Genomic DNA, 3,832 nt, shown 5'->3' on the forward strand with positions numbered 1-3,832 from the left:
GGCCGCGACACCCGCACCGACCTCTTCCAGGACCGTCGGGCCTACGTGTGGAACAACGACCACGACACCGCGACCCTGCGCAATGACCATGGCCGCTTCGTCGATGACGCCTCCTGGGGCCACCACGGCGGACACCGCCACTGACGTGAAACGACCGGCCGGCGCTCCAGTAGGGGCTGGTCGGTTGACGCACTTTTCCCGGCCGCAGTGGTGCGGTTACGCGGCTGCTGCCATGCCCCGGCCCCTGGAGGAATCACATGCCCGCTGTCACGCAGGCGGCCTTCACCGTCGGCGACGTCACCTATCAGCTCACCGCCGACACCGTCCGGGCCGCCGCCGCCCGCCTGGCGCCCGGCGATTCAGCCGATCCCCATCCCAACCGCAGCTGGTACGGCCTCGTCGGCACCCACCTGTACTACGTGGTCGACCTGGTCGAAGATGCCACCGGCGCCAGGCATGTGAAGGTGAAGACGGCCCGTTTGAGCCTCGCCGAACTCGGGTTCCCCGTCTTCGCCCTGGCCTGGAACACGCTGCTGGCCCAGGGCCACCCCGGGCACACCGGCTGGCTACTCCCCTGCGCCAGCCGTCGCACGAACCCGGCGTCTGCCGGGGAGTCGGCACCTCGTCAGCGCGTATCAGCCTGTTGGCTCTGTTCGGGACAACGGGCTGTGGCACAACTTCTGTGATGTGAATACGTTGAGGGACGCCTCGTGCTACGTGGTCTACTGTCGCGCCAGGAGGGTTGGTGAGTCCCATCGGTGCGTTGGTAAAGCGGACGTGGCTGGACTGGGCGGTCTTCGTCTACCTGGTCGTAACCGCGACCAGGTGCGAGAGCCCCATCCTGATCGTCTTCTTTACGATCGTCGCGCTTGCTGTGGCAGCCGTCTGTGTACGCAAGACCTGGCGAATGGCACGGCCGGCCGACAGTGGGGCGTCACGTTCTGCGAGTGAGGCGGGGGCTCGCCCCAGAAGTTGAGCCAGAGCCGAGAACGAACAGCCCTTGTTCGCGGGCTTGGGAGGCAGTCGGCGCTCGCTGAGAATCGAGATATTCACGGGTTCCGACAGCACCGGCCCACGGTCCCGCCCTGGCGAACGTCCACGTTGCCAGGGCAGTCCGGTTGCGGCCGGGGTCAGCGGTATGCGGCGAGGAAGGCCCGCACGCCCGCGTCGGCGCAGTGGTCGAGTTGGGGCTGGGTGTGCTGCGGGCTGCCGTGGAACATGGCTTTGTTCACCGGGATCCAGAGCAGCAGGCCGGCGAAGTGGTTGGCGGCCAGGAGGGGGTCGTCGATCCGCAGCAGGCCCTGGTCGGCCAGGCGTTGGAAGGTGTCGGCCAGGGTGGCCAGTACCCGCTCGAACCCCTGCTCGTACCAGGCGGCGCCCAGGTCGGGGAAAGTGTCGGCGTTGGCGATGATGAGTCGCCGCAACTGGAGCACCTGGGGCTGGGTGAGGGTGGTCAGGAACTGGCGGGCCAGCTGCAGCAGGTTCTCCTCCAGTGAATCCGCGTCGGCGGGGACAACGGCCACCAGGTCAATCATGGCCTCGATCCGGTCGGTGGTGGCCAGGACGATCTCGGCGAACAGCTTCTCCTTGTCGGCGAAATGCTTGTACACCGTCTGCTTTGACACGGCGGCCAGCTTGGCGATGTCGTCCATGCTCGTACCGGCGTAGCCCTTCGCCATGAACACCGCTGTCGCGGCCTCCATGATCGCCTGGTGCTTGCGGGCCGAGCGTCCGCCGGGTTCGTTCGCTTCCATGCCTCCTCCTTCACGCCAATACAGTACTGGACAGTCCAGTTCCCCTTGGGTACTGTACCGTCCAGTTCCTTAGTACTGGACAGTCCAGTTCTGATGTTCCGGGGGGATCTCGTATGACGCAGGCGATTCGCGCACCGTTCACCGGCCGCGCTGCCTCAACTTCGCTCACCACCCGCGCGCTGCTCGCCTGCGGGGCGGCGGCAGGGCCGCTGTTCCTAGGGGTGGGGGTGATCGAGGGCCTCACCCGCACCCCCTTCGACTTCACCCGAAACGCCATCAGCCAGCTCAGCCTCGGCTCGCTCGGCTGGATTCAGGTCGCCAGCTTCCTGGTCACCGGCGCGCTGCTCACCGCCGGCGCGGTGGGACTGCGAAGGGCGATCGGCCACACTGCCGGCGGCACCTGGGCGCCGCGCCTGGTCGGCGTGTTCGGCGCGTCCTTCCTGCTCGCCGGGGTGTTCACGGCAGACCCCGGCGCGGGCTTCCCGGCCGGCACGCCGGACGGCCCTGCCCCCCTGAGCGGCCACGGAACGATCCACATGCTCAGCGGCACCGTGGGCTACCTCGCGCTGTGCGCCGCGTTCCTCGTGCTGGCCCGGCACTTCGCCGCCCAGGGCCGAGGTGGTTGGGCCCTGACCTACCGTCTCCTGCCGCTCGGGGTCTTCGCCGGGTTCGCCGCCTCCGCCGCCACGGTAGCGGCCTTCACCGCCGCGGCCGGCCTCGGCCTGCTCGCACTCACCGCAGCCATCGCCCGGCTGGCCAGCCTCGCCCCGACCGTGCGGCGGTAGCGGCCCCGGTTCCCACACGCACAGCAGCACCCCGAGACCACCTACTCAGACAGACAGGACCCCGCGTCATGACCGCACCGCTGAAAGGCCCAGCCAGCTACTTCCCGTCGATCGAGAAGAAGTACGGCCGCCCGATCGAGCAGTGGAAGGAGCTGATCCGCACCTCGCCCCTGACCAAGCACATGGAACTCGTCGCATGGCTCAAGACCGAGCACGGCCTCGGTCACGGACACGCCAACGCCCTTGTCGCCCACACCCTCGCCGAACGCGGCGATAACTGACCGTGGACCCTGCGGGCTATGGAAATGACGCCCACCCCAGGGCGCTGTCAGGTCTCGGGTTCTGGCTCAGGTTCCGTGGTGCGGCCACGCTGAGTGAGTGGATCAGCCCGCGGTTGACCGATCCCGATGGCGAGAACGAGCCCCGGGTTAGTCGCCTCGGCTGCAGACCTCTTGCTGAGGAACTGCTTCGCTGCCTCAACCGCTTCTCCGTTGAGTTCCTCGACGGAGACTCCCCGGCTCTCCTCCCAGCCGTCTAAGTTGTGCGCGCAGTGGACAAGGGGTTCGAGCTCTTCGGGGTAGCCGAGGTCGTAGGCAATGTCTGCCCAGATGAGGTGGGTGCCGACGGCGGGATCCAGGGATCCGTCGGCGATCTGACCGGCGATCCAGTAGGCCATCGCCCACTTTGCGGCCCAGGGGTCCGCGGGCGGGTGGAAGAGCAGTCCCAGTTCCTCCAGTACTTGGTCGAAGAGCTCTGGGGCTTCGGGCTCTTCGCTCCGCAGGAGTCCAGCCAGCATGGCGAGGGACGGGCTCTCGACCCCCGCTATCAGTGCGTCCAGACCTGCCTGAATGAGCCGGTCCGACCCGACATGCCTGCCGAACGCCCTCTCGCGCGCGATGTGTCTGAGCTGATCGAGGGCGTCGTCGCTGGTCATCAAAGTCTTCTCCGTCGGCATCTGGGAGGGGAAGGCTGACACATCCGCCGACGCCGCTGCCATCGAGTTCCTCCGGTCGGTGATCAGGGCATGAGGACGCGCTTCCGCAGGAGGGTGAAGCCCGCCCGGCCGAACATCTGGCGCTTGAGCATCTTGATCCGGGGCGACTATGTCCACAACATGCCCTCCATCCCGACCGGCGCCCGCGTCCGCCACTCACTCACGGTGCCCGGAACGGTCGTCGACGGGCAACCCACGGGGCCGACAGCCCGCAGACGGCGAACAGGACTCCAGCGCGGCCCTGCGCCGCCGATACGGCCATCCAGTCGTGTCGTTCCCGGACAGCCGCAGCAGATCGA

5 protein-coding genes and 1 pseudogene are annotated in these 3,832 nt (G+C 67.8%); 4 read left to right on the top strand and 2 right to left on the bottom strand.

Features of this window, described 5'->3' with window-relative positions; genetic code table 11:
- Both GT030_RS00540 and GT030_RS00545 read left to right on the top strand, forming a co-directional pair.
- A pseudogene (locus tag GT030_RS00540) lies at positions 1 to 144 on the top strand (lamin tail domain-containing protein); the annotation flags it as partial.
- 113 nt (positions 145 to 257) lie between these two features.
- Positions 258 to 686, top strand: a complete 429-nt coding sequence (locus GT030_RS00545; RefSeq protein WP_237522128.1) for a hypothetical protein — start codon at positions 258 to 260, stop codon at positions 684 to 686.
- A 444-nt stretch (positions 687 to 1,130) separates the two neighbouring features.
- Here GT030_RS00545 and GT030_RS00550 read toward each other — a convergent pair whose 3' ends face one another.
- Positions 1,131 to 1,754 carry a TetR/AcrR family transcriptional regulator gene (locus GT030_RS00550; RefSeq protein WP_161199298.1) on the bottom strand — a complete coding sequence of 208 codons (624 nt, stop codon included), beginning with the start codon at positions 1,752 to 1,754 and terminating at the stop codon, positions 1,131 to 1,133.
- A gap of 113 nt (positions 1,755 to 1,867) precedes the next feature.
- Here GT030_RS00550 and GT030_RS00555 point away from each other — a divergent pair, with 113 nt between their 5' ends.
- Positions 1,868 to 2,539, top strand: coding sequence for a DUF998 domain-containing protein (locus GT030_RS00555; RefSeq protein ID WP_161199299.1), 672 nt, complete (start codon positions 1,868 to 1,870; stop codon positions 2,537 to 2,539).
- Positions 2,540 to 2,607: 68 nt separating this feature from the next.
- A complete protein-coding gene (locus GT030_RS00560) occupies positions 2,608 to 2,820 on the top strand; it encodes a DUF4287 domain-containing protein (RefSeq protein ID WP_161199300.1) in 213 nt (70 codons plus the stop codon).
- A gap of 47 nt (positions 2,821 to 2,867) precedes the next feature.
- Here the strand turns inward: GT030_RS00560 and GT030_RS00565 are convergent, their stop codons facing one another.
- Positions 2,868 to 3,473 carry a hypothetical protein gene (locus GT030_RS00565; RefSeq protein WP_237522129.1) on the bottom strand — a complete coding sequence of 202 codons (606 nt, stop codon included), beginning with the start codon at positions 3,471 to 3,473 and terminating at the stop codon, positions 2,868 to 2,870.
- Between the last annotated feature and the right edge of the window lie 359 nt (positions 3,474 to 3,832).

It is taken from the genome of Streptomyces sp. SID1328 (genome assembly GCF_009865595.1).
GTDB lineage: Bacteria > Actinomycetota > Actinomycetes > Streptomycetales > Streptomycetaceae > Streptomyces > Streptomyces griseoluteus.